The organism is Micrococcus sp. CS26 (assembly GCF_055522295.1).
This window is the reverse complement of record NZ_JBVFVY010000014.1, coordinates 36,216-59,590: the sequence shown is the minus strand read 5'-3', so window position 1 is coordinate 59,590 and position 23,375 is coordinate 36,216. Positions and strand designations below refer to the sequence as shown.

Annotated in this window: 18 protein-coding genes and 1 tRNA gene; 9 read left to right on the top strand and 10 right to left on the bottom strand. The window is 74.7% G+C overall.

Annotated features, from left to right (window positions below):
- Window positions 1-3 precede the first annotated feature (3 nt).
- Genes mnmA through ACZ1IK_RS07740 form a run of 4 tightly spaced genes read right to left on the bottom strand, consistent with a single transcriptional unit; the run spans window position 4 to window position 4,460 of the window.
- The gene (gene mnmA, locus ACZ1IK_RS07755) at window positions 4-1,140 is read right to left on the bottom strand and encodes a tRNA 2-thiouridine(34) synthase MnmA (protein ID WP_237068938.1); all 1,137 of its coding nucleotides are present in this window, start codon (window positions 1,138-1,140) and stop codon (window positions 4-6) included.
- A 39-nt stretch (window positions 1,141-1,179) separates the two neighbouring features.
- On the bottom strand, window positions 1,180-2,382 hold the full coding sequence (locus tag ACZ1IK_RS07750) for a cysteine desulfurase family protein (protein WP_465098441.1): 1,203 nt from the start codon (window positions 2,380-2,382) through the stop codon (window positions 1,180-1,182).
- A 37-nt stretch (window positions 2,383-2,419) separates the two neighbouring features.
- On the bottom strand, window positions 2,420-3,109 hold the full coding sequence (locus ACZ1IK_RS07745) for a potassium channel family protein (protein ID WP_044659771.1): 690 nt from the start codon (window positions 3,107-3,109) through the stop codon (window positions 2,420-2,422).
- A complete protein-coding gene (locus ACZ1IK_RS07740) occupies window positions 3,102-4,460 on the bottom strand; it encodes a TrkH family potassium uptake protein (RefSeq protein WP_044659770.1) in 1,359 nt (452 codons plus the stop codon). The genes ACZ1IK_RS07745 and ACZ1IK_RS07740 overlap by 8 nt, the downstream gene beginning before the upstream one ends.
- A gap of 65 nt (window positions 4,461-4,525) precedes the next feature.
- On the opposite strand from ACZ1IK_RS07740, the gene folP reads away from it, so the two are divergent.
- The 5 genes from folP to ACZ1IK_RS07715 are packed head-to-tail and all read left to right on the top strand — an operon-like array spanning window position 4,526 to window position 9,295.
- Window positions 4,526-5,518 (top strand): dihydropteroate synthase, encoded by a 993-nt coding sequence (gene folP / locus ACZ1IK_RS07735; RefSeq protein WP_098092348.1) that lies wholly within the window; start codon window positions 4,526-4,528, stop codon window positions 5,516-5,518.
- Entirely contained in the window at window positions 5,515-6,306 is a 792-nt protein-coding gene (locus ACZ1IK_RS07730; RefSeq protein WP_448940972.1) for a dihydrofolate reductase family protein, read from the top strand. Before folP ends, ACZ1IK_RS07730 begins: the two co-directional genes overlap by 4 nt.
- Window positions 6,303-7,256 carry a J domain-containing protein gene (locus ACZ1IK_RS07725; protein ID WP_448940973.1) on the top strand — a complete coding sequence of 318 codons (954 nt, stop codon included), beginning with the start codon at window positions 6,303-6,305 and terminating at the stop codon, window positions 7,254-7,256. Before ACZ1IK_RS07730 ends, ACZ1IK_RS07725 begins: the two co-directional genes overlap by 4 nt.
- Window positions 7,257-7,296: 40 nt before the next feature.
- A complete protein-coding gene (locus ACZ1IK_RS07720) occupies window positions 7,297-7,857 on the top strand; it encodes a tRNA (cytidine(34)-2'-O)-methyltransferase (protein WP_044659766.1) in 561 nt (186 codons plus the stop codon).
- Window positions 7,858-7,864: 7 nt separating this feature from the next.
- Entirely contained in the window at window positions 7,865-9,295 is a 1,431-nt protein-coding gene (locus tag ACZ1IK_RS07715) for an anti-sigma factor (protein ID WP_041105211.1), read from the top strand.
- 23 nt (window positions 9,296-9,318) lie between these two features.
- Here the strand turns inward: ACZ1IK_RS07715 and ACZ1IK_RS07710 are convergent, their stop codons facing one another.
- On the bottom strand, window positions 9,319-10,098 hold the full coding sequence (locus ACZ1IK_RS07710) for a PIG-L deacetylase family protein (RefSeq protein ID WP_036314367.1): 780 nt from the start codon (window positions 10,096-10,098) through the stop codon (window positions 9,319-9,321).
- Complete coding sequence (locus ACZ1IK_RS07705) at window positions 10,095-11,375, bottom strand: S1C family serine protease (protein WP_465098440.1); 1,281 nt, start codon at window positions 11,373-11,375, stop codon at window positions 10,095-10,097. The genes ACZ1IK_RS07710 and ACZ1IK_RS07705 overlap by 4 nt, the downstream gene beginning before the upstream one ends.
- A gap of 254 nt (window positions 11,376-11,629) precedes the next feature.
- Here ACZ1IK_RS07705 and ACZ1IK_RS07700 point away from each other — a divergent pair, with 254 nt between their 5' ends.
- The 3 genes from ACZ1IK_RS07700 to ACZ1IK_RS07690 all read left to right on the top strand — a co-directional run bounded on the left by ACZ1IK_RS07700 (window position 11,630) and on the right by ACZ1IK_RS07690 (window position 16,277).
- Entirely contained in the window at window positions 11,630-13,762 is a 2,133-nt protein-coding gene (locus ACZ1IK_RS07700) for a TPM domain-containing protein (RefSeq protein ID WP_102708466.1), read from the top strand.
- Between the two features lie 116 nt (window positions 13,763-13,878).
- Complete coding sequence (locus ACZ1IK_RS07695) at window positions 13,879-14,697, top strand: PspA/IM30 family protein (RefSeq protein WP_002854906.1); 819 nt, start codon at window positions 13,879-13,881, stop codon at window positions 14,695-14,697.
- 179 nt (window positions 14,698-14,876) lie between these two features.
- The gene (locus ACZ1IK_RS07690; protein ID WP_036341163.1) at window positions 14,877-16,277 is read left to right on the top strand and encodes a sodium/glutamate symporter; all 1,401 of its coding nucleotides are present in this window, start codon (window positions 14,877-14,879) and stop codon (window positions 16,275-16,277) included.
- 133 nt (window positions 16,278-16,410) lie between these two features.
- Here ACZ1IK_RS07690 and ACZ1IK_RS07685 read toward each other — a convergent pair.
- From ACZ1IK_RS07685 to ACZ1IK_RS07675, 3 genes are all read right to left on the bottom strand, one after another.
- Window positions 16,411-16,484, bottom strand: a tRNA-Met gene (locus tag ACZ1IK_RS07685).
- A gap of 175 nt (window positions 16,485-16,659) precedes the next feature.
- Window positions 16,660-19,803 carry a UPF0182 family membrane protein gene (locus ACZ1IK_RS07680; RefSeq protein ID WP_061867014.1) on the bottom strand — a complete coding sequence of 1,048 codons (3,144 nt, stop codon included), beginning with the start codon at window positions 19,801-19,803 and terminating at the stop codon, window positions 16,660-16,662.
- Window positions 19,804-19,913: 110 nt separating this feature from the next.
- The gene (locus ACZ1IK_RS07675) at window positions 19,914-20,984 is read right to left on the bottom strand and encodes a YlbL family protein (protein WP_230594532.1); all 1,071 of its coding nucleotides are present in this window, start codon (window positions 20,982-20,984) and stop codon (window positions 19,914-19,916) included.
- 196 nt (window positions 20,985-21,180) lie between these two features.
- Between ACZ1IK_RS07675 and ACZ1IK_RS07670 the strand changes: the two genes are divergently transcribed.
- Window positions 21,181-22,581 carry a zinc-dependent metalloprotease gene (locus tag ACZ1IK_RS07670; protein WP_041105129.1) on the top strand — a complete coding sequence of 467 codons (1,401 nt, stop codon included), beginning with the start codon at window positions 21,181-21,183 and terminating at the stop codon, window positions 22,579-22,581.
- A gap of 64 nt (window positions 22,582-22,645) precedes the next feature.
- Here the strand turns inward: ACZ1IK_RS07670 and ACZ1IK_RS07665 are convergent, their stop codons facing one another.
- Window positions 22,646-23,317 (bottom strand): M48 metallopeptidase family protein, encoded by a 672-nt coding sequence (locus ACZ1IK_RS07665; RefSeq protein WP_041105127.1) that lies wholly within the window; start codon window positions 23,315-23,317, stop codon window positions 22,646-22,648.
- Window positions 23,318-23,375 lie beyond the last annotated feature (58 nt).

The following is a 23,375-nucleotide window of genomic DNA, read 5'->3' as shown; positions in this document are numbered from 1 at the left end:
AGCCTACGCATCCGCGGGGGCCGACAGCCGGGCATTGCGGGCGGTGTCGATGGTGGCCTGGCCGAGCACGCGGGTGCCCCGGTACAGGACGGCCGTCTGACCGGGAGCCACGCCGCGCAGGGGGCGCCCCGGCTCGATCTCCCACCCCGGATGCCCCGCCGCGTCGGCGCGCTGGCGGGCGCGGGCCTCGACGATCTCGCCGTGGGCCCGGAACTGCAGCGCACAGTCGAACCAGGCGCCCGTGCGGGCTTCGGGCACCGGGGCGCCGGCCCAGGACGGGCGGATGCCGGTGATGCGGTCGACGTCGAGCAGCTCGCGCCCGCCGACGACCACGGTGTTCTCCTTCGGCCGCACCTCGAGCACGAACCGGGGCTTGCCGTCGGGCGCGGGACGGCCGATGGCCAGGCCCTTGCGCTGGCCGACCGTGAACGCCTGGGCGCCCGCGTGGGTGCCGAGCTCCCGCCCCTTCGGGTCCACGATGGGGCCGGGGGCCAGGTCGATGCGCTCGGCCAGCCAGCCGCGGGTGTCGCCGTCGGGGATGAAGCAGATGTCGTGGGAGTCCGGCTTCGCCGCCACGGACAGGCCGCGCTCGGCCGCCTCGGCGCGCACGAGCTCCTTGGACGGCGTGTCCGCGAGCGGGAAGAGGCAGTGGGCGAGCTGATCCGCGGTCAGCACGCCGAGCACGTAGGACTGGTCCTTCGCGTCGTCCGCGGCGCGGTGCAGCTCCAGCGAGCCGTCCGGACCGGGCCGCACGGCGGCGTAGTGGCCGGTGCAGACGGCGTCGAAGCCCAGCTCGAGGGCGCGCTCGAGCAGCGCCGCGAACTTGATGCGCTCGTTGCAGCGCATGCACGGGTTGGGCGTGCGGCCGGCCTCGTACTCGGCCACGAAGTCGTCCACGACGTCCTCCGCGAACCGCTCGGAGAAGTCCCACGTGTAGAAGGGGATGCCGAGCCGCTCGCACGCGCGCCACGCATCCGAGGCGTCCTCGATGGTGCAGCAGCCGCGCGAGCCGGTGCGCAGGGTGCCGGGCATGCGGGACAGGGCCAGGTGGACGCCGACGACGTCGTGCCCGGCGTCCACGGCACGCGCCGCGGCGACGGCGGAGTCGACTCCCCCGGACATGGCGGCCAGGACCTTCACGGGCGGACTCCTCTCTCGACGACGGACGGGCGCTCCAGTCTAGACGCCCGGCCCCAGCAGCGTCCGCAGCGCGTCGATGAGCGCGGCCGTCTCGGCCGGCGTCGTCGTCCGGCCGAGGGTGAACCGCTGGGTGGCCCGTGCGTCGGCCTCCGTCCGCCCCGGCAGGGCCGCGACCACGTGCGACGGCTCGGCCACCCCGGCGGTGCACGCCGACCCGGACGAGGTGTCCAGTCCGGCCATGTCGAAGGAGAACAGCAGCGCGTCCGCCGTCCGGCCCGGCACGGTGATGTGGACGTTGCCGGGCAGTCGGCGCGTCCCCGGCGGCAGCGCCTGCCCCGTCGCCGGGTCGAGGTCCCGCGGCCCGGTCAGGCGCACCCCGTCCAGGGCGTCGACGGCGGCGATCACCTCGTCCCGCAGCCCGCCCAGGCGGGCGGCCTCGGCGGGCTGCTCCGCGACGGCCTCCGCGACGGCGGCCGCCAGCGCGGCGGCCAGGGCCACCGAGACCGTGCCCGAGCGCAGGCGGCGTTCCTGGCCCCCGCCGTGCAGCACGGCCTCCAGCGCGACGTCGCGGCGCACCAGCAGCGCGCCGACCCCGACCGGGGCGCCGACCTTGTGGCCCGAGACGGCCAGGGTCGCGGCCCGGGACGCCGCGAAGTCCACGGGCACCGCGCCGACGGCCTGGACGGCGTCGGTGTGCAGCGGGACCCCGTGTCCGGCCGCGAGCCGGGCGGCCTCGGCCACAGGCTGGACCGTGCCGATCTCGTTGTTGGCCCACATCAGCGTGGCCAGGGCGGTCTGCTCGGGCGCGGCCGCCAGCGCGGCCTCCCATGCGGCGAGGTCGACCCGCCCGTCGTCGTCGACCGGGACGAGCACCGGCTCGGCGCCCTCGTGCGCGGCGAGCCAGTCCACCACGTCGAGCACCGCGTGGTGCTCGATGCCGGTCAGCACGATCCGGGTGCGCTCCGGCGCGGCCGCGCGGCGGGCCCGGTACAGCCCCTGGACGGCGAGGTTGTCCGCCTCGGTGCCCCCGGACGTGAGGATCACCTCGGTGGGGTGCGCCCCGAGCGCCGCGGCGATGCGCTCCCGCGCCTCCTCGAGTCGCAACTTGGCCCGGCGGCCGGAGGCGTGGAGGGAGGCCGGGTTGCCGGGCAGTGCGGCCGCCTCGGCCAGGGCCGCGAGCGCGGTGGGGCGCACCGTCGTGGTGGCGGCGTGGTCCAGGTGCACGCGGTCCGGGGTGGTCACCCGGCCAGTCTAGGAGCCGCGCCGGATGTGCACCGGCTCAGTCTCGGGCGAGGAACCGCTCGACGTCACGGGTCGGGCCCAAAAGGAGGATCGTGTCCTCGGGCTCGAGGACGTAGTGACTCGGCGGGTAGAGCCACGTGTCGCGGCTGCGGACGGCGACCACGCGTATGCCCCGCTCCCCCGCGAGTCCGGTGGCTCGCAGGTCCCTGCCCAGCAGGCGCGACGGCGGCGTGGCCCGGACCATGGCCAGGCCCGGCTCGACCTCGACGAAGTCCTGGAAGGACGTGCTGACCAGGTGCGCCACGCGGCGGCCCATGTCCCGCTCCGGGTGGACCACGTGCTCCACGCCGAGCTGACGCAGGATCTCGCCGTGGCGGTCGTCATTGGCCTTGGCCCAGAGCTGGTGCGTCCCGAACCGCCGCATCAGCGAGACGGTGAGGATCGAGTCCGCGAGGTCGCCGCCGATGGCGACGACGACGTGGTCCATCTCGTGGACCGAGAGCTGGCGCATCGCCTCCTCGTCCGTGCTGTCCGCGCGGACGACGTGGGTCAGCCGGCCGTTGAGCGCCTGGACGGCCTCGGCATCGGCGTCGACCCCCAGCACGTGGCAGTCGGACTCCATGAGCTCGCGGGCGACCCCGGAGCCGAACCGGCCGAGCCCGAGGACGGCCACGGTGGGGCGGTCGCCCCGGCGGGGGGCGAACAGGGAACGGGTGAGATCAGCCAATGAGGGGCCTCTCCTTCGGGTACTCGAAGTGGCGGGTGCGGTCGGTCAGGGCCAGGCTGCCGGCGACGGTGGCGGGGCCGATGCGGCCGACGAACATGAGGAGCATGAGGATGCCCTGCGCGGCCGGCGGCAGCTGGGCGGTGATGCCGGTGGACAGGCCCACCGTGCTGAACGCGGACACGCACTCGAACAGGATCTGGTCGGTCGTGAACGAGGACAGGCCCATGAGCGCCATCGTGGCGACGGCGATCGCGGTCGCGGAGAGCATGATCACGGTGATCGCCTCGCGGTGCGTGGTCCGGGAGAGCCGGCGGCCGAACGCATGGACGGCGCCCTCCCCCCGGATCTCCGCGAGCACGATGAACAGCAGGACGCTCGCCGTCGTGATCTTCACGCCCGAGGCGGTGCCGGCGGGGCCGCCGCCGATGAACATGAGCACGTCGGTGGCGAAGAGCGTCACGGGGTGCATCTGCCCGTAGTCCAGGGTGTTGAAGCCGGCGGTACGGGTCGTGACGGACTGGAAGAACGCCGCGAGCACGCGCGAGGCCGGGTCCAGACCGCCCAGGGTCCGCGGGTTGGACCACTCGAGGACGAGGTACATGAGCGTGCCGCCCACCAGCAGCACCGCGGTGCCCACGAGCACGAGCCGGACCGTGAGGTTCCACCGCTCGGGTCGGCGCAGGTCTCGCCGCAGGGTCAGCACGACCGGCAGGCCCAGGCCGCCCAAGATGATCGCCGCCGCGATCGGCAGGCAGATGAACGGGTCCGAGACGAAGCCCATGAGGTTGTCGCTGAACAGCGCGAACCCGGCGTTGTTGAATGCGGAGACCGCGTGGAAGACCCCCTGCCACAGTGCCTGGCCCGGGGACATCCCCGCGCCCAGCCAGAAGCGCAGGCTCAGCAGCAGCGCCACCGAGGCCTCGACGGCCGTGGAGTACAGGATCAGGGCCCGCAGCACCCGGGGCAGGTCCCCGATCCCCTCGGCCCGGGTGGAGGCCGCGGCGTCGAGGCGCTGGGTGAGGCCGAGCCGCCGGAGGATCACCAGCCCCAGCAGCGACGTGAACGTCATGACGCCCAGGCCACCGAGCTTGATGAGGGCGAGGATCACGACCTGGCCCAGGGGTGTCCAGAACGTCTGGGTGTCCACGACGCCGAGGCCCGTCACCGTGGTGGCGCTGGTCGCCGTGAACGCGGCCTCCAACGGGGTGGGCGCGCGGCCCTGATACGAGGCGGGCAGCAGCAGTGCGCCGGTGCCCGTCACGATGGCGACGAGGAAGGACCCGACCACGAGCTGGGTCGGACGGATGCGGGGCCGGCGCGGGCCGACCCGCGGCGACGAGGTGGATGCCACGGGAGGGAAACATAGTCCTCCGGGGGCGCACTGTCACTGTGCGGCGCCGGTGGTTGAATGGCCGGGTGCCGACCCCCTCCGTCCCCCTCGTCCACCCGGTGCACCGGTTCGCCCACCAGGAGATCGACTTCCGCCGCCGGATCGTCACGATGGCCGTGGTCAACCGCACCCCGGACTCCTTCTACGACGACGGCGCCGGCGCCGTCCTGGAGGACGCCCTCGCCCAGGCCCACGCCGCGGCGGACGCCGGAGCCGAGTGGGTCGACGTCGGCGGCGTGCCGTTCGCGCCCGGGACTGAGCTCGACCCGGCCGAGGAGGCGGCGCGGGTGGTCCCCCTGATCGCGGCCCTGCGGAGCGGGGACGGAGCCGGGTCCTCCGAGGCGTCGCGCCGGCTGATCCTCTCGGCGGACACGTTCCAGCCGGCCGTGGCCGAGGCGGCCCTGGCCGCGGGGGCGGACGTCGTCAACGACACCACGGGGCTGTTCCACGCGGACCTGGGCCGGGTGGTGGCCGCCGCGGGCGCGCACCTCGTGGTCACCCACTCCCTCGCCCACGTGCACGGACCCCGGGCCGTGGTCCCCCGGCCGACCTACGGCGACGTCGTCACGGAGGTCCGCGACCACCTGCGGCGCACCGTCGACCGGGCCGTGGCGCTCGGCGTCCCCGAGGAGAGGATCATCGTGGACCCCGGCCACGATCTGAACAAGAACACCCGGCACACCCTCGAGATCACGCGGCGGCTGGACGAGATCGCCGCCCTGGGGCTGCCCGTGCTGGCCGCGGTCTCGAACAAGGACTTCATCGGCGAGAGCCTGGACCGGCACCGGCACGAGCGCCTGCCCGGCTCGCTGGCCGCGGCCGCGGCCTGCGTGTACGGCGGCGCCCGGATCCTGCGCATGCACGACGCCGACGCCTCCGTCTCGGCGGCCCGCATGCTCGAGTGCGTGTTCGGGTGGCGTCAGCCGGCGCGCCTGGTCCACAACATGGGCGCGGAGAACCCGCCGCCGGACCGCAGCACCCTGGCCGAACACCGCGCCCACCGCGGGGGGCGGGCATGAGACGGCTGACCGAGACCGGCCCCGGCCTGGACGACGACGCCCTCCGCGCCGCCCTCGCGGCCCCGGCGGCCGAGGACACCGGCCCCGGAGCCTGGGTCCGCGTCGTGTTCATCGCCTCCGCCGACGGTGCGGCCACCCTGGACGGCCGTGCGGGCGGGCTCGGCTCCCCCGCGGACCAGCGCCTGCTCTCGCTGTCCCGGCACGACGCCGACGTCGTGCTCGTGGGGGCCGGGACCATCCGGGCCGAGGGCTACGAGGGAGCCCTGCTGTCCGATGCGGACCGGCGTCGACGCGCGGAGGCCGGCGGGCCCGCGGACCCGCCCGTGGTCGTGGTCAGCGGCAGCCTGGACCTGGACCCGGCGTCCGCGTTCTTCACGGCCGCCCCGGTCCGCCCCTGGATCCTCACGTCCCGGGCCGCCCTCGCGGCCGAGCCGGAGCGGGCGGCGGCGCTGGCCGCGCACGCGGACGTGCTGACGGTCGGCGAGGAGCACGTGGACCCCCAGACCGTGGTGGCGACCCTGCACGCGCGCGGCGCCCGCGTCGTCCACTGCGAGGGCGGACCGCGCCTGTTCGGCAGCCTCGCGGCGGCCGGCCTCGTGGACGAGGTGCACCTCACCGTGGCGCCGCTGCTGGCCGGACCCGCCGCCGGCCGCGTCCTGACCGGTGAGGACGGCCCCGGCCTCCCCGCCCGGCTGCAGCTGGTCCAGGTGCTCCACGACGACGGCATGCTGTTCCTGCGCCTGCACCACGAGCGGCATGCCTCCCCCGGCCCGGACCCCACGCCGTGAGCGCGGCCGAGGAGCACCGCACCGCCTACGAGGTCCTCGGCGTGCCCCGCGACGCGACCGCCGAGGAGGTCCGGCGGGCCTACCGCCGCGCGGCCCGGGCCGCGCACCCCGACGTCGGTGGCGACCCCGCCGCCTTCCGGGCCGTGACGCGGGCGTGGGACCTGCTCGGCGACGCCGAGGCCCGGCGCCGGTACGACCTCTCGCTGCCCGGCCCGGACGTCGGTCCCCGCAGCCCCCGCGCGACGGCCGGACCAGGGCGGGCGAGACCGTCGGGACGGTCCGGACCCGGCGGACGTGCCGCCCGCCCCGTGCGCTACGAGCCCCCGCCCGGCGAGGCGGAGGCGGACCCGACCGTGCTGGACCTGCCGCGATCGAGCCAGCGCGTCCACGGGGCGCCGCGGCCGCGCGGGATCCTGCCGGACGAGCACCGGGTGCGGCGGCAGGCCCGCACCCTCGACGTGCTGCTGCGCCACGTGGCGGACGCGCTGCCGGCCGCCCGGGTCCTGACCGGGCTGCGGCTGGGCGGGCGCTGGGGACGGCACCTCGACGTGGACCACGCGGTGCTGTGCGGCCACCGCCTGGCGCTGATCGGCTCCGTCATGGTCCCGGAGGGGACCTACACCTGGGACGGGGCGGACCTGCGTTCCCGGGCCCGTCCCGTGGCCCCGCCGCTGCTCGGCCCCGCGATGATGGCGTGGCAGCAGGCCCTGCCCCAAGTCACCGTCGGCGGATTCGTGCACGTGATGACGGACCGCGACGCGCGGCACGCACCCGTGATCCGCCACACGCGCGGCGCCGACGCGCCGGAGGCGCAGGCCGACCTGCTCACCGCCCCGCCCGCACCCGGGATCGCGTTCGCGCGCGAGGTCGCGCTCTTCCTGGGCACCGGCACGGACCCGGACCTCGTGGACCGGCGCGCGCTCGGCGCGCTGGTCGACCGGCTCCACTGAGGCACGCCCCCGCCCGGCGGCGCCCCACTAGGCTGGGCGCGTGCCCGACTCCCCCACCCCACCCCGACCGAACCCGCACGAGGGCGCCGACCGCGCCCCGGCGCCCGGCACCCCCGGCTTCCGGATCCTGCTGCTCACCCCGGAGATCCCCGGCAACACCGGCAACGCGATCCGGCTCGCCGCCCTCACGGGGGCCGAGCTGCACCTCGTGGAGCCGCTGGGCTTCGGGTTCGAGGACGCCCACCTGCGCCGCGCCGGCCTGGACTACCACGACCTCGCGGTGGTGACGGTGCACCCGGACCTCGACGCTGCGCTCGCGGCCCTCGCCCCCGCCCGTGTGCTGGCCTTCACCGCGCGCGGGTCCGTGCGGCACGACCGGGTCGCCTACCGGCCCGGCGACGTGCTGCTCTTCGGCCGCGAGTCCACCGGCCTGCCCGAGGAGGTGCTGACCGATCCGCGGGTCACCGAGACCGTCTGCCTGCCCATGCAGCCGGCCCGTCGGTCCCTGAACCTGGCGAACGCCGTCTCCATCGCCGTGTACGAGGCCTGGCGCCAGCACGACTTCGCCGGGTCCGCTGCCCGCCCCGATTCCCTAGACTGAGGCCACCATGCAGACTCCTGACGCGTCCGAGCCCCACGCCGACCGCCCCGATGACGCCGGCCAGCCCGCCCTGGACACCCTCCTGCGCCGCAGCGCCGAGGGTGACCGGGCCGCGTTCTCCGCGTTCTACGACGCCACGGTCCCGTGGGTGCACGGCCTGGCCGAAGCGATGTTCGGCCCCGGCGACGACGCCGCCGCGGCCACGGTCCGCACCTACCTGACGGCATGGGAGGAGGCCTCCGAGGCCGGGCTCGACCTGAGCGAGCGTGACGACGCGACCCACCGCGAGCGCCAGGTGTTCACGTGGCTCGAGGTCCTCGCCCACCGCGTGATGACCTCGCTGCGCCGCGCCGGCGGCTCCGCGGCGGAACGTGGGCGTCGTCCCGGCCCGGCCGGGCCCGCGCCGTTGCCCGAGGACCTCGTCGACCGCGTGGCCCCGGACGCCTACGAGGCCGTGCGACTGGCGTGGCTGGGCGGCTGCACCGACCGGGAGGTCGCCGATCGGCTGGGTCTGCCGGCCGACCAGGCCCGCACCCTCCTGCGTGACGGCGTGCGGCAGGTCGTGGCGGCCCGCCGCGACCTCACGCAGGACGCCGCCCGGCCGTCCGCGCCGGCCCCGGCGACCGGCCCGGCACTCGGCGCGGACGTGCGCGAGGACGTGGACGCCGGCCGCGCACTCGAGCTGGCCGACCTCTCGGCCGTGCACGCCCTCGACACGGCCGGGCACACCGCGGCCTTCTCCGCCGTGCAGCGGCGGGGCGGCGAGCTGGCCCTGTGGCGCTCCCGGGTGGACGGTGCGCGCCAGGCGGTGGCCTGGGCGTTCCGGTCCGTGACGGCCGAGCCGCCGTCGGCCCTGCTCGACGAGGTCCTGCGTCGCCTGCCCGCCCAGGACGTGGGCATGGACCTGATCGGCGACGAGTCCGCCCCCGCCGGCCCGCCGCGGGACCGCCTGCGCTGGCTCAAGGTGACCGCCCTCCTGCTGCTCGCGGCCCTCGTGCTCGGCGTCGGCGGGTGGACGGTGTGGAGTCAGTTCACGCGGCCGGGCATCGTGCACCGCATCGACCAGTCGAAGGACCTGTTCACGACCTCGGAGTACCCGGCCCAGGACGGCGGCACGGTCCAGGCGTTCCTGTCCCGGGAGCAGAACAGCGGCTACCTGACGATCAGCGGGATGCCCCAGCTGCCGGAGGGTCAGTCCTACCAGCTGTGGCTCTACCCCTCGGACGGCACGGCCCCGGCCTCGCTCGGCACGTTCGACGCCAACGGCTTCGGCGAGCCCGTCACCTTCCGGGGGCTGGACCGCTTCGCGGCGATGGGCATCTCCGTGGAGCCCAGCTCGGGCTCGGAGGTGCCGACGTCGGAGCCCGTCGTCGGCGTGGACCTCGACCCCACCGCGCAGACCGGCCCGCGCTACGGCGGTCGGCCGAGCACCAACTGAGATCCCCCGCAGGGGGGGGCGGTTCAGAACCCGGCGATGGTGCTCGGACCGTTGACCGTGACCAGGTGGAACGCCTCGGCGTGACCCGGCGCGGCGGCCGGGCCGGCGGCGCGCCGGTGATGTTCGGCCATCTGGGCGAGCACGTGCCGCCGCATCGCGTCGACGTCCGGGTGCTGGGAGAGGTGGGCGTCGAGGGCGCGCAGCTTCTGCTCCGCCAGGCCCGTGACGTCCACGACCGTGTTCCGGCGCGCGGCGGGGGCGGCGTACAGCAGCAGGTTCCGGACCTTGAACGCCTCGAGCCCCTCCGCCGCGAGCTCCGGGTACGCGTACGGGTTCTCGGCCGCCGGGTACGCGGCGCGCACCACGGCCTCGCCGCAGGCGAGGTGGTCCGGGTGGGCGGCCTGCATCCGCTCCCAGTCCCGCTCCGGGTGGGTGCTGAGCACCACGTCCGGGCGGACGCGGCGCATCAGCGCCACGAGCTTGCGGCGCACGCCGTGGTCCGGCTCGAGGTGTCCGTCGCGCTCGCCGAGGAAGTGGACCTCGGCGGCACCGACGACGGCGGCGGCCGCGCGCTGTTCGGCGTGCCGGCGGGCGGTCATCGCCTCCGGGCCCTCCGAGTCGAAGCCGCCGGCGTCCCCGTCCGTCACGATGCACAGCTCGATGTGCAGCCCGGCCGCGCGGAAGCCGGCCAGGGTGGCGGCGGCCCCGAAGTCGAGGTCGTCCGGGTGGGCGCCGACGGCCAGGACCCGGCGCCAGCCGTGGTGGGCCGCGAGCGCGGCGGGGGTGGTGAGCGTGGTGGTCACGAGCGGGTGTCCTCCGTGAACGTCACCTCGGTCGTCTGCTCCGCGCCGTCGCGGAGGTAGGTGACGTCCACCGAGTCTCCCACGCGGTGCTCGCGGACGACGGCGGTGAGGGACTCGGAGTCGATCACCGCGCGGTCGCCGACGGCGGTGATCACGTCGCCCTCCTTCAGCCCGGCCGCGTCGGCCGCCGACTCTCCCACGACCTGCTGGACGCGGGCGCCGTCGCTGAACACGGTCCGGGCGTTCTCGCTGCCGTCCTGCACCTCGGCGGGCTCCGGGGTGACGCTCACGCCGAGCATGGCATGCGTGGCCTTGCCGTGGTCGATCAGGTCCTGTGCGACCCGCTGGGCGTAGTCCACGGGGATGGCGAAGCCGACCCCGATGTTGCCCGCCTCGCTCGGGTCCTGGCCGGCCGAGGCGATCGCGACGTTCACGCCCACCAGGCGACCCTCGGCGTCGACGAGCGCGCCTCCGGAGTTGCCGGGGTTGATGGCCGCGTCGGTCTGCAGCACGTTGATGTACACCTCGCCCCGGGTGCCCTGCGGGGTGCCCGGCAGCTGGAAACGGTACTGATCGGTGCCGGAGGACGAGCCGGAGCTCTCGCCCTGCGGCTCGGGCGCCTCGGAGGACGCCACCGCGATGGTCCGGTCCAGGGTGGAGATGATCCCGTCGGTCACGGTGTTCGGCAGGCCCAGGGGGGCGCCGATGGCGACGGCCTCGTCCCCGACCTTCAAATCCCCGGACCGGCCGATCTGGATGGGGGTGAGGTCCGGGGCGTCGATCTTGATGACGGCCAGGTCGGACAGCGGGTCGGTGCCCACGACGGTGGCAGCGTAGACCTCCCCGTCCGAGGTGCGCACCGTCAGCTCGGCGTCGTTGGCCTGGCCGCCGAGGGTGACCACGTGGGTGTTCGTGAGGATGTGCCCCTCCGTGTCCAGGATCGACCCGGAACCGGAACCGGAGGCGGAGCTCGACGTCGCGGAGATGGTCACCACGGAGGGCAGCGCGGTCCTCGCGGCGTTCCCGACGGCGGTGTCCGCCACGGGCTGTCCCCCGGCCTCGGCCGAGGTGTCCGTCGCCTGCGAGGAGGAGGAGCTCGCGGCCTCGGACGCGGCCTCGCCGCCGTCCTCCGCGACCGCGCAACCGGAGAGCCCCACCATGAGCACGGCTGCGGCGAGCAGGCCCGCCCCGGCACGGGCGCGGGACTGGGGCCGGGGACGCGCGACGGTGCGGGCCGTCGGCACGGGGGGCTGGGTGGGGGCGGCGGTCTGGTCCACGGGGTCCTCGCTTCGGGTCGGGCCCCGGGCGGTCGACACAGACGCCCGTCGTCTTGCGGACGCGCGCCCCGGGGCACGTCCACGCTAGCGTGCATGACTGAACGCCGCCTAGAGGCCGAACGTCCGCTCCTCCCACGGTCCCGGCCGCGCCGGATCCCTGGTGCCCGATTCCCACGCCGCCCTACACTCAACCCCAGGATCCGGCGGGTCCGCCCGGTGCGGCGGCTCGCCTCCGCCGTCGAAGGAGACCCCGCATGACCGTGCCCACCCGCCCCGCCGATGTCGGCCGTCTGGCGCGCGCCGTGACCGCCGCGGGTCTGGGAGGCCTGGGCCTCCTGGTGGCGGCACCCGCCTCGCACGCCGTGACGGTGCCGCCGGGCGTGTACGTGGTGGACGAGGCCGGGGTGCTCTCGACCTCCGATGAGCAGCGGCTGACCCAGGAGATCCAGGACCTGCGCCGGGACACCGGGCAGGGGCTGTACGTCGTCTACGTGGATGAGTTCAGCACGGACGCCCAGACGCTGGCCCAGGACGTGGCGCGCCAGCGCGGGCTCGGGACGAACGACTCGGTCCTGGCGATCGCGGTCGAGGACCGCGCCTATGGGCTGGACAGCGGCGGGGACGCGGACCTGCAGAACCAGGTGACGCGCACCTACGTGGGCCCGGAGCTGTCCAAGATCGGCACGGACCCCGGCTCGGCGGAATGGCTCGCGGCGGGCACCGCCGCGGTGCAGGGGCTCGACGACGCCGCCGACGGCACGCTCGACGGCACGGGGGCCAGCGGGGCCGAGTACGATCCGGCCGGTGCCCTGCCGGCCGGCACCGCGGGCGACGGGAGCACGGCCCAGGGCGCCTCCGGCGGCGGGGCCCTGACGGCGGTGCTCGGCGCGGGCGCGGTGGCCGCGGCCGTGGGCGGCGGCGTGCTCGTGGCCCGCAGCCGGAAGCGCACGCAGGGCGGCGCGGTCGAAGGGGGCCGCACCGAGGAGGTCCGCCGCGACCCCCTCGACGAGCTCAGCGTGGAGCAGCTGCGCACCCAGGCCGGCTCGAAGCTCGTGGCCGCGGACGACGCCATCCGCTCCTCGGAGCAGGAGCTGGGCTTCGCCGAGGCGTCCTACGGGGAGAAGTCCGTGGCGACGTTCCGCGAGGACATCGATCGGGCCAAGGAGCACATGCGGGCCTCGTTCCAGCTCCAGCACCAGCTCGACGACGAGATCCCGGACACCGAGGCCGAGCAGCGCGCCTGGCTCAAGGAGATCATCCAGCGCAGCGAGGCCGTGGGTGCGGCCCTCGCGGCGCACAAGAAGGAGTTCGACTCCCTGCGCGACCTCGAGAACCAGGTGCCCGAGGCCCTGGAGCGCGTCGACGCCCGCCTGCCCGAGGCGCGGTCCCGGGTGCAGGAGTCCGAGTCGGCGATCGCCGCGCTGCACGGCCAGTACGCGGAGTCCGCCCTCGCCGAGGTCGCGGACAACGCGACGCAGGCCCGGGAGCGGCTCGAGTTCGTGGAGACCGCCGTCGCGAAGGCGCGGAGCGCGTGGGACGCCCAGGACCGCTCCACGGCGGCGCTGGCCGTGCGTGCCGCCGAGGAGGCGCTCAGCCAGGTGGACACGCTCACGGAGGCGGTGGGCAAGGCCGAGGGGTCCCTGCGGGCCATGCTGGGCAACCTGCAGACGGGCCTCGCCCAGTCCGAGCAGGACGTCGCCGAGGCCGAGGCGCTCGTGGCCAACGGGTCGAACCCCGAGCTGGCCGGCCCGGTGGCGGGGATGAAGAACGCCGTGAACGCGGTGCGCCGAGCCCTCGCGGCCGGCCGCCCGGACCCCCTGGAGCTGCTGCACCAGCTCGAGGCCGCGCACCGCCAGCTCAACACCCCGCTGGCCGGCGTCCGCGACGCTCGGGAGCAGGCCCGCCAGGCCTCCCAGGTGCTCACCTCCACGATCGCCCAGGCCCAGGCGCAGATCGACGGCACGGCCGACTTCATCGGCGCCCGGCGCGGTGCGGTGGGCTCGGAGGCCCGGACCCGGCTCGCGGAGGCCGACCACACGCTGCGTTCGGCGATCAGCCTCGGCCGCACCGACCCCGTGGCCGCCCTCCAGCAGGCGCAGCGCGCCTCCCAGCTGGCCGAGCGCGCGAGCGAGCTGGCCCGCGCGGACGTCGAGGGCTTCGGCTACGGCCCCGGCATGGTGGGCGGCATGTACGGTGCACGCCCGCGCGCCGGAGTGGGCGGCAGCTTCGGCGGCGGCCTCGGCGGCGCACTGCTCGGCGGCATCCTGATGAACTCGATCCTGAACAGCGGCAGCTGGGGCGGCGGTGGCTTCGGCGGGTTCGACGGCGGCGGCCTCGGCGGCGGCGACTTCGGCGGGTTCGGCGACATCTCCGGCGGCGGCTTCTGACCGCCGCCCCATGAACTCCGGCGCCCCGGGCGCCGGCCCGGCCCGCACGCGCGGGACGGGGTGGACGCAGGCCGACGGTCTGCGCTGACGTGAAAGACCGACGAAAGGCAGACACCATGGTCAAGCAGTCCATCTTCGGCCGCATCAGCACGCTGGCGAAGGCCAACATCAACGCGATGCTGGACAAGGCCGAGGACCCCCAGAAGATGCTGGACCAGATGGTCCGCGACTACACGAACAACATCGCGGAGGCCGAGGCCGCCGTCGCCCAGACGATCGGCAACCTGCGGATGATCGAGGACGACTACCGCGAGGACCAGGACGCGTCCCGCAGCTGGGGCCAGAAGGCGCTGGCCGCCTCCCAGAAGGCCGACGACTTCCGCACCAAGGGCGACACCGCCTCGGCGGACAAGTTCGACAACCTCGCCAAGGTGGCCATCGAGCGCCAGATGGACTTCGAGCGCCAGGCGAAGTCCGCGGAGCCGACCATCGCCTCGCAGCGCGAGATCGTGGAGCGCCTGAAGACCGGTCTGGACCAGATGAAGGTCAAGCGTCAGCAGCTGGTCGCCAAGCGCGACGAGCTGACCGCCCGCGCCAAGTCCGCCCACGCCCAGTCCGCGGTGGCCGACGCCGTGAAGTCGATCGACCTGCTGGACCCGACCTCCGAGGTCTCCCGCTTCGAAGAGAAGGTCCGTCGCGAGGAGGCCCGCGTGCGCGGCCAGCAGGAGATCGCCGCCTCCTCCCTCGACGCCCAGTTCGAGTCCCTCGAGGACCTCGGCGAGAAGACCGAGGTGGAGGCCCGCCTCGCCGCCCTCAAGGCCGGCGGCGCCGGCCAGGCCGCCCTCACCTCGGGCGACGTCGACGCCGATGAGACCCTGACCCTCGACTACGCGGCCGAGGGGACCGCCGAGGAGACCGGCACCGCGCGCGGCTGACCCCGCCCCTCCCCACGGCCCGTCGCCCGGCCCACGCCGGCGCGGCGGGCCGTCCTCGTGCGCCCCGGCCCGGTGCTCCTCCCGGACGCGCCCCGGCCCCCGCGCTCCTTTGGTACTGTCCCGGGGTCCCTCGGCACGCTCCGTGGGACACCCCCGTCCCCGCACAGAGGAAGAACCCCATGCAAGAGCAGTTCACGGCCTGGTCCGTGCTGGTCGACGCCGGCCTCATCGGCGCGCTCCTGGCCGTGGGCACGCTGGCCCGTGCCGTCATCACGCCCCTCCAGACCCTGATGATCCCGGCCTCCGTCATCGCGGGCATCCTGGGCCTGGCCCTCGGCCCGAACGGCCTGGGCTGGCTGCCGTTCAGCTCCCAGCTGGGCACGTACGGCTCGATCCTGATCGTCATCGTGTTCGTGTGCATCGCGCTCACCGACGACTTCGACGTCCGCAAGATCGGCCGCCCCGTGGGCGCGTTCGCGTCCTACGGCGTGCTGATCTACTCCTCCCAGGTGGCCATCGGCGCCCTCGTCACGCTGGTCCTCCTGCAGCCGCTGTTCGACGCGCCCGACTCGTTCGCCGCCCTGCTGTTCGCCGGCTGGGCGGGAGGCTTCGGCTCCGCGGCCGCCGTGGGCCAGGCGTACGCGGCCAACGGTGATGCGACCGTCACCTCGCTGGCCTACACCTCGGCCACCGTCGGCATGATCGTCGGCGTGGTGGGTGGCATCATCCAGGCCAAGATCGGCGCGCAGCGCGGCCACGCGCGGGAGTTCGCGGGCCTGACCTCCATCCCGGAGGAGCTGCGCACCGGGGTGCTGAACCAGGTGGAGGAACGCCCGGTCATCGGCCGGCACACCTTCTCGGCGGCCTCGGTGGAGTCGCTGGCCTTCCAGGTCGGCGTGGTCGCGATGATCGCGGCGGCCGCGCACGGCGTGGTCTCCTGGATCACGGCCGTGTGGCCGAGCGTCGTGGGTGAGGACGGTCCCCAGCTGATCATCCCCGCGTTCGCGATCGCGTTCCTCCTCGGCCTGATCGCCCGCGTCCTGTTCCAGGCCACGAAGACGGCGAAGTTCCTCGACCCGGGCTCGCTGAACTCGGTGTCCGGCACCGCCACGGACATCCTCATCGTCTGCGGCATCGCCGCGATCGCCCCGACCGTGGTCGTGGACTACTGGCAGCCGCTGCTGCTCCTGTTCGTGATCGGCCTCGCGCTGGCCCTGTTCCTGGGGATCGTCGTGGCGCCGCGCGTCATGACCGACGCGTGGTTCGAGAAGCAGCTGTTCACGTGGGGCTGGGCCACCGGCGCCGTCGCCACGGGCGTGGCCATGCTGCGCATCGTGGACCCGAAGCTGAAGTCCGGGACCATGGAGCAGTTCGGCGTGGCCTACATCCCGGTGGTGCCCGTGGAGATCGCGGCCGTGTCCTTCGTGCCGCTGCTGCTCCTCGCGGGCCTGTCCTGGGCCGTCGTCGGCATCTGGGGCGCCATCGCGGTCATCGCGATCATCGCTGCCGTCTGGCTGCGCCGCACCGACCCGGGCCGCCGCACCCCGGCCCAGCAGGCGGTCCGGGCCTCGAGCCGCTGACGCTCCCGCTCCCCCGCGTTGATCGCCCGAGGGCGGTCGGCTCGCCCGCCAGCACCGTGCCGGCGGGCCGGGGCGACCGGGTCCGGACATGCGAGAAGGCCCCCAGCAGATGCTGGGGGCCTTCTCCTTCTCGTTGCGGGGGCAGGATTTGAACCTGCGACCTCCGGGTTATGAGCCCGGCGAGCTACCGAACTGCTCCACCCCGCGGCGACTTCTAGAACTATACACACCTGTCCCGTCGAGTTCAAATCAGCGTCAGCACCCCGCCATCCGGCGGCCATGCGGCGGCCATCTGCCCCGAGACGACAGCGGCCCCGACCACGCGCGGTGCGTGGCCGGGGCCGTCGTCGACGGTCCGGCGGGCCCGGCCCGCCGACGCCCGTCAGCCGCTCGGCGTCGGGCTGGGGCTCGACGACGGCGCGGGGCTCGCCTCGGCCGGGGCCTGGTCCTGGGCAGGCGCGTCGCCGCCCAGGGCGTCGTCGGCGGCGGTGGCACGCTTCAGGGCCTCGTTGAGACGCTTCTGCTGCTCGCCGTAGCCGGCCCAGTCGCCCTCGGCCAGACGCTCCTGGCCCTGGGTCAGGGCGTCCTGCGCCTCCTCGAGGGCCGCCGAGAGCTCCTCCTCGACCGTGCCCGGAGCCGACGGCTCCTCGCCCGGGGCGGGCGCCTCCGCCTGGTTCTCCTCCGGGGTGACCGCGCCCGAGTCGCCGTCGAACACCTGGTCCAGGGCCTCCTGGAGGGTGTCCGCGAAGCCGACCTTGTCGCCGAACGAGACGAGCACCTTGCGCAGCGTCGGGTAGGTGGTGCCGCCCGAGGAGCGGACGTACACCGGCTGGACGTAGAGGATGCCGCCGGCCACCGGCAGGGTGATCATGTTGCCGTTGAGCACCTCGGACGCGCCCTGGCGCAACAGGTTCAGCTCCCGCGAGACGTCCGCGTTCGAGTCGAAGTTCGCCTGCGCCTGGCCAGGGCCGGGCACCGTGGTGGACCGCGGCAGCTCGAGCAGTCGGAGCTGCCCGTAGCCCTCGGCCTTCACGCCGTCCTCCCCCGTGCCGGCGTCGCCGGCGGCGGAGAGGAACCCGTAGAGCACGTTGCGCTGCTGGGCACCGTCCGTGATCTGCGGTATGTAGCTGCTGGTGAGGGAGAACGCCGGCTCGTCCTGGCCGGGCATCTGCAGCGTCATGTAGTACGGCGGCTGCTTGACGTCCTCCTCGCGCGTGGGGTCCGACGGCACGGACCACGCGTCGTTGTTCTCGTAGAAGTCGTCCGCGTCGGTCACGTGGTAGCGGCCGAGCAGCTCGCGCTGGACCTTGAACATGTCCTCCGGGTAGCGGACGTGGTCCAGGAGTCCGGCGCTCATCTCCGAGTACGGGCGCAGCGAGGACGGGTAGACGTTCTGCCAGGCCTGCAGCAGCGGATCCTGGTCGTCCCACGCGTAGAGAGACACCGAGCCGTCGTACGCGTCCACCGTCGCCTTCACCGAGTTGCGGATGTAGTTCACCCGGCCCTGGAGCGCCGGGTTCTGGCCCTGGCTCAGGGAGTCCACCGTGACCTCGCCCAGCTGCTGGGCGGTGGAGTACGGGAACTGGTCCGAGGTCGTGTAGGCGTCCACGATCCACTGCACGCGGCCGTCGACGATCGCCGGGTAGGGGGCGGTGTCCACCGTCAGGTAGGGCGCGACCTTGCGGACGCGCTCGGCCGGGTCGCGATCGTAGAGGATCTGCGAGGCCTCGTTCACGTCCGAGGACAGCACGAGCTCGGGCGAGCCGAACTTCACCGCGTACGCGAGCCGGTTGAAGAGGTTGCCCACCGAGGGGCCGCCGTCGCCGGAGAAGGTGTACGCCGTGTCCTCCTGGGAGTCGGCCGTCTGCGGCCGGTCGCGTTCGACGGCCGGCGCGCCCTCGGGCGCACCCACCACCGAGTACGAGGGCGAGTTGTGCCCGAAGTAGATGCGCGGCTCGTAGTCCTGGTCGGAGGCCAGCGGCCCGCGCGTGGGGATCTCGGAGAGCAGCCACTGGGGCCGGCCGCCGGCCGCGACCTCGGAGGCGTCGGCCACGACCATGCCGTAGCCGTGCGTGTAGATGGTGTGGCGGTTCACCCACGACTGGGAGTCGTCCACGTTGACGTCACGGGCCGCCAGAATGGTGTCCCGCGTCTGGCCGTCCACCTCGTAGCGGTCCACGTGCAGGGTGGTGGGGAACGCGTAGTACGGACGGAACTGCTGGAGCTGCCCGAAGGTCTGGGAGATCAGGTTCGGGTCCATGAGACGGACGTTGGCCGTGTTGGCCTCCTCGCCCGCCAGGGCCCCGGCCTCGGTGTCCGTGGCGCCCTCATAGTTCGTCACCTCGACGTCGTCCAGGCCGTACGCCTCGCGCGTCATGGCGATGTTCCGCTCGATGTACTGGGATTCGAGCGTGCGCTCGGACGGCTTCACCTGGTACTCCTGCACGATGAAGGGGTACGCCGTGCCCACCACGAGCGCCGTGATGACCAGGACCGCGGTGCCGATCAGCGACAGCCGCCACCGGCCCGAGACCACCGTCCACACGAACAGGCCGGCCACGATCACGGCCGTGACCGCCAGGATCGCCGACGTCGGGATGACCGCGTTCACGTCCGTGTAGAGCGCGCCGGCCCAGTTGCCGGTCTGCGACTGCGTGGTGCGGTAGCGGTTGAGCCAGAAGTTGACGCCCTGCAGCAGCAGGAACACGGCCAGGGTGATGCCGATGTGGGCGCGCGCCGCCGGGGTGATCCGCACGCCGCCGCCCTCCTCCACGCGCACCGCGCCGTACAGGTAGTGCACCAGAAGACCGGTGATGCCGGAGACCAGGACCACCGAGATCAGGTACCCGACCACGAGCGTCAGGAACGGCAGGGTGGCCATGAAGAACATGAGGTCCAGGCCGAACTCCGGGTCCGCCTGGCCGTAGGGCACCTGGTTCAGGAACAGCAGGACCGTGTTCCACCCGTTCATCGCGGTGGAGCCGGCGAACACGCCGAGCACGAGCGGGACACCCAGGAACACCAGGCGCCGGATGGGCTCCAGCTGGCGCTGGGCCTGGCTGAGCGAGTCCCGCGCGGCCGCGGACGCGTCCGCGGGGCGGTGGCGCCAGGCCGTGCGGATCGCCAGCCACACGGCGAGGGCCATCCCGAGCCCGGCGATCAGGAACAGCGCGGCCTTGGCGACGACCTCGGTCCAGAAGACCTCGGTGAAGCCCAGCTGCGAGAACCACAGCACGTCCGTGTAGACGTTCGTGAACACCACGAACAGCCCCACGAGCACGGCCACCGCGATGATGGTCAGCACGAGCGCGCTCGGCCGGCCCGGCCGGCCCCTGCCGCGCGCGGCGGAGGACCCGCCCCCGCCGAACGGGCCACCAGGACCGCGGTCGCCGTCGTCGCCCGGGCCGCGCGGGGCGCCGCCGAAGGGGCCGAACGCCCCGAACGGGCCGGACTGGCCCCCGGCGGTCCCGCCGCCGTCACGGGGCGGGCCGCCGAACGGTCCGCCGCCTCCCTGTCCGAAGCTCACTGCTCTGTCCTCTTCCCTCCCGCGTCCGCGGGGCTCTGCTCCGGTCCGGGGCGCTGCGCCCCGGACATGTCGTCCGGTCTGGTGGTCTGGTGGTCCTGGTGTGCGTCGGCTCAGCCGCACGTCCGGGCGGCGGCCGGGCTCTCCCCCCGGGCCACCGCCTCGACGATGTCGCGGGCCTGGCCCAGCGTGTCCACGGGGTACACCGTCAGACCCTCGGGCACACGGCCGGCCAGCTCCTCGCAGTTCGCCGTGGGGGCGAGGAACGTCGTGGCCCCCGCCTCGGCGGCGCCGCGCACCTTCTGCGGGATCCCGCCGATGGGACCCACGACGCCGTCCCCCGAGATCGTGCCCGTTCCCGCGATCGGGGCGCCCCCCGTCATCGCGCCCGGGGTCAGCCGCTCGATCACGGTGAGCGCGAACATCAGACCCGCCGAGGGCCCGCCGATGTCCGGCACGGTCAGCTCGACGTCCACCGGGACGTCGTAGGCGGTCTCGATCAGGGCCCCCATCTGCCACGGCTGGGGCGCGCCCTCGGGGGCGGCCGCCACCGGCACCTCGAGGTCCTGCTCCACGCCGTCGCGGCGGACCGTCAGCGTGACCGGGTCGGGCCCCGCGGCCCCGACGGCGGCGCGCACGGCCTCCAGGTCGGCCACGGGCCGTCCCTCGGCGGCGATCACCTCGTCCCCGGCCCGCAGGACACCCTCGGCGGGCCCGCCGGACACGAGCTGCTGCACGACGAGCCGCTGGGGCACCTCCCGGCCGAGCTCGTGCAGGGCCGCGGCGGTCGCGGTCTGCTGGGAGTCCGACATGGCCGCCGAATTGGCCTCGCCGACCTCGTCGGAGGTGACGCCGGTGGGATACATCAGCTCGCGCGGGGCCACGTCCACGGCGGGGTCCGTCAGGCCGCGGCCGAGATCGAGCAGGGAGGTGGTGCCGATGGGAGGACCCCCGACCATCACGGTGGTCATGTGCAGGGTCCCCTCACCCGGGTCCGCCTCGCCGCCCTCGACGCGCAGCACGGGTCGACCCTCGCGTTCGCCCAGCAGGTCCACGGCGGGGCCGGGGCCCTCGAGGATGTAGGGGGTGGGGGCCAGCAGTGCCAGCCCGGCGCTGCCCAGGGCGAGCCATCCGGAGAAGGGCACGCGGGCGGCGCGGGTGGTCCTCGAGGGCACTGCGCGCACGCGACACCGTCTTTCCTGGGGGTCCTGATCGGGCCGTCCTCGCCGCCGGGCACGGGCCGCGCGGCGACGGTCACACCAGTCTACGCGGGGCCGCGACCCCCGCCTGCCCCGCGCGACGCCGTGCGCCATGGGCGAACCGCGCCGCCGCGACGTCGGGAGGGCGGGCGCGTCGCGCCGACGCGGATACGCTGGAGACATGAGCAACGACGCGCGCACGCCCGGATCCGACGACGGCCGCGACCCCCTGGAGGAGATGCTGCGGCAGCTCTTCGGCGGCCAGGGCCCCGACCCGGACGAAGTCCGACGCGCCATGGAGGGCCTGGGCGGCCCCGGCGGGGTGCCCTTCGACCCGTCCCAGCTGAATCCGGCCATGATGCAGCAGGCCATGGCCCAGTTCCAGGCGATGATGAGCTCCGGCTCCGGCTCGGACGGCCCCGTGAACTGGTCTCTGGCGAAGCAGGCCGCCCGCCAGGCCGTGGCCGGCGAGGACCCGGCCGTCGGCTCGTTCGCGCGACGCGAGGTGGACGAGGCGCTGCGGCTGGCCGAGCTGTGGCTCGACGGCGTCACGCAGACCGAGCCCGTCGGCAGCGTCGGCGTGGCCTGGTCCCGTGCCGAGTGGGTGGAGGCGACCATGGACCAGTGGCGCCGGCTCACCGAGCCCGTGGCCATCTCGATGTCCCGTGCGATGTCCGCGGCCATCGAGCAGCAGCTGCCGGGTCAGCTCCCCGAGGGCATGGACGCCTCCCTGCTCGGCGGGCTGCAGCCCATGCTGAAGAACATGGGCGGCACGATGTTCGGCCTGCAGCTCGGGGGCGCCGTGGGCGCCCTGGGCAAGGAGGTGCTCTCGGGCACGGACATCGGCCTGCCCGTCGCCGGCCACCGTCTCGCCCTCGTCCCCGTGAACATCGAGGAGTTCGGCGACGGGCTCTCGGTGCCGGACGACCAGATCCGCATCTACCTGGCCCTGCGTGAGGCCGCACGCATGCGCCTGTTCCTGCACTCGCCGTGGCTCGAGCGGGACCTGTACGCCGCCGTCGAGCAGTACGCCGCGGGCATCCGCCTGGACACCGAGGGCATCGAGCGGGCCGCGCAGTCGGTGGACCCGATGGACCCCGGTTCCCTGCAGGCCGTGTTCGACGGGGCGTCCTTCATCGCCGCCCCGGACGCCACCCAGCAGGCCGCGCTGGACCAGCTGGAGCTGCTCGTCGCCCTCGTGGAGGGCTGGGTGGACGTGGTGGTCGCCGAGGCCGCGCGCCCGCTCGAGTCGGCGGCCGCCCTGCGCGAGACCATGAACCGCCGCCGCGCCTCGGGTGGCCCGGCCGAACAGGCCTTCGCCGCCCTCGTGGGCCTCGAGCTGCGCCCGCGCCGCCTGCGCGAGGCCGCCGCGTTCTGGGAGCACGTCACGGCCGAGCACGGCACGGAGTATCGCGAGGAGATCTGGCGCCATCCCGAGCGTCAGCCCACGGCGGAGGACCTCGAGGACCCCGCCGGGTACACCGGGCGCCGCTCCGCCGCGGACGCCAGCACCGAGTCCCTCGACGACGAGCTGCGCAAGCTCCTCGAGGGCGGCTTCGGCGACGCGCCGCGCGAGGGCTGAGCCCCTTTCGGCACGACGGCCGCGGGCGGCCCGGCACCTCGGGTGCGGGCCGCCCGCCGTCGTGTCAACCCGCGTCCTCGTCCTCCGCCCACCGGTCCGGCGCCGTGCGACCGCGGCCCTCGGCGAAGGTGACCCCGTCGAGGAAGGCCATCGCCTCGGCGTAGCGCGGGTACCGGTCCACGAGGCGTCGGAAGGCCGGGCCGTGTCCGGACTCCAGCAGGTGGGCCAGCTCGTGGACGAGCACCGCCGCCACCACCCAGTCCGGCATGCCGCGCAGCTGCGTCGAGAGCCGGATGGTGCCGCGCCCCGGCGTGCACGAGCCCCAGCGGCGGCGCTGCCGGGCCGACCACGTGACCGAGACCGGACGGGCCCGCCCGCCCAGGTGTGCCGCCGAGAGCCGTCCCGCCCAGGCCAGGAGCGCGTCGTCGGAGCGGGCGTCGGCGGGGCGGCCGTCCGGGTCGGCCGCGGGCTGCCCCGTCCCACCGCGTGCGCCCACCTTCGCGACCATCCGGCCGATCCACTCGCGCTCCTGCGCGGCCGAGAGACGGGCCGGGACGTTGACCTGCAGGCGGCCGTCGCGCCACGCCGCCGAGACGGTGCGGGTGCGGGCCGTGGAGCGCACGAGCCGCACGGGCGTGCCCTCCCAGTCCAGGTCGGTGCTCTCGCGGGCGGGACCGCGGTGGGCGGCCGGGACGGCACGCGGAGGGCGGCCGGGGGCGGGCGGGACAGGGCGCATCGGGCCATTCTCCGGCATGGGCCGCAGGCTGTGGACAATCCGGCGCGGTCCGGGGGCG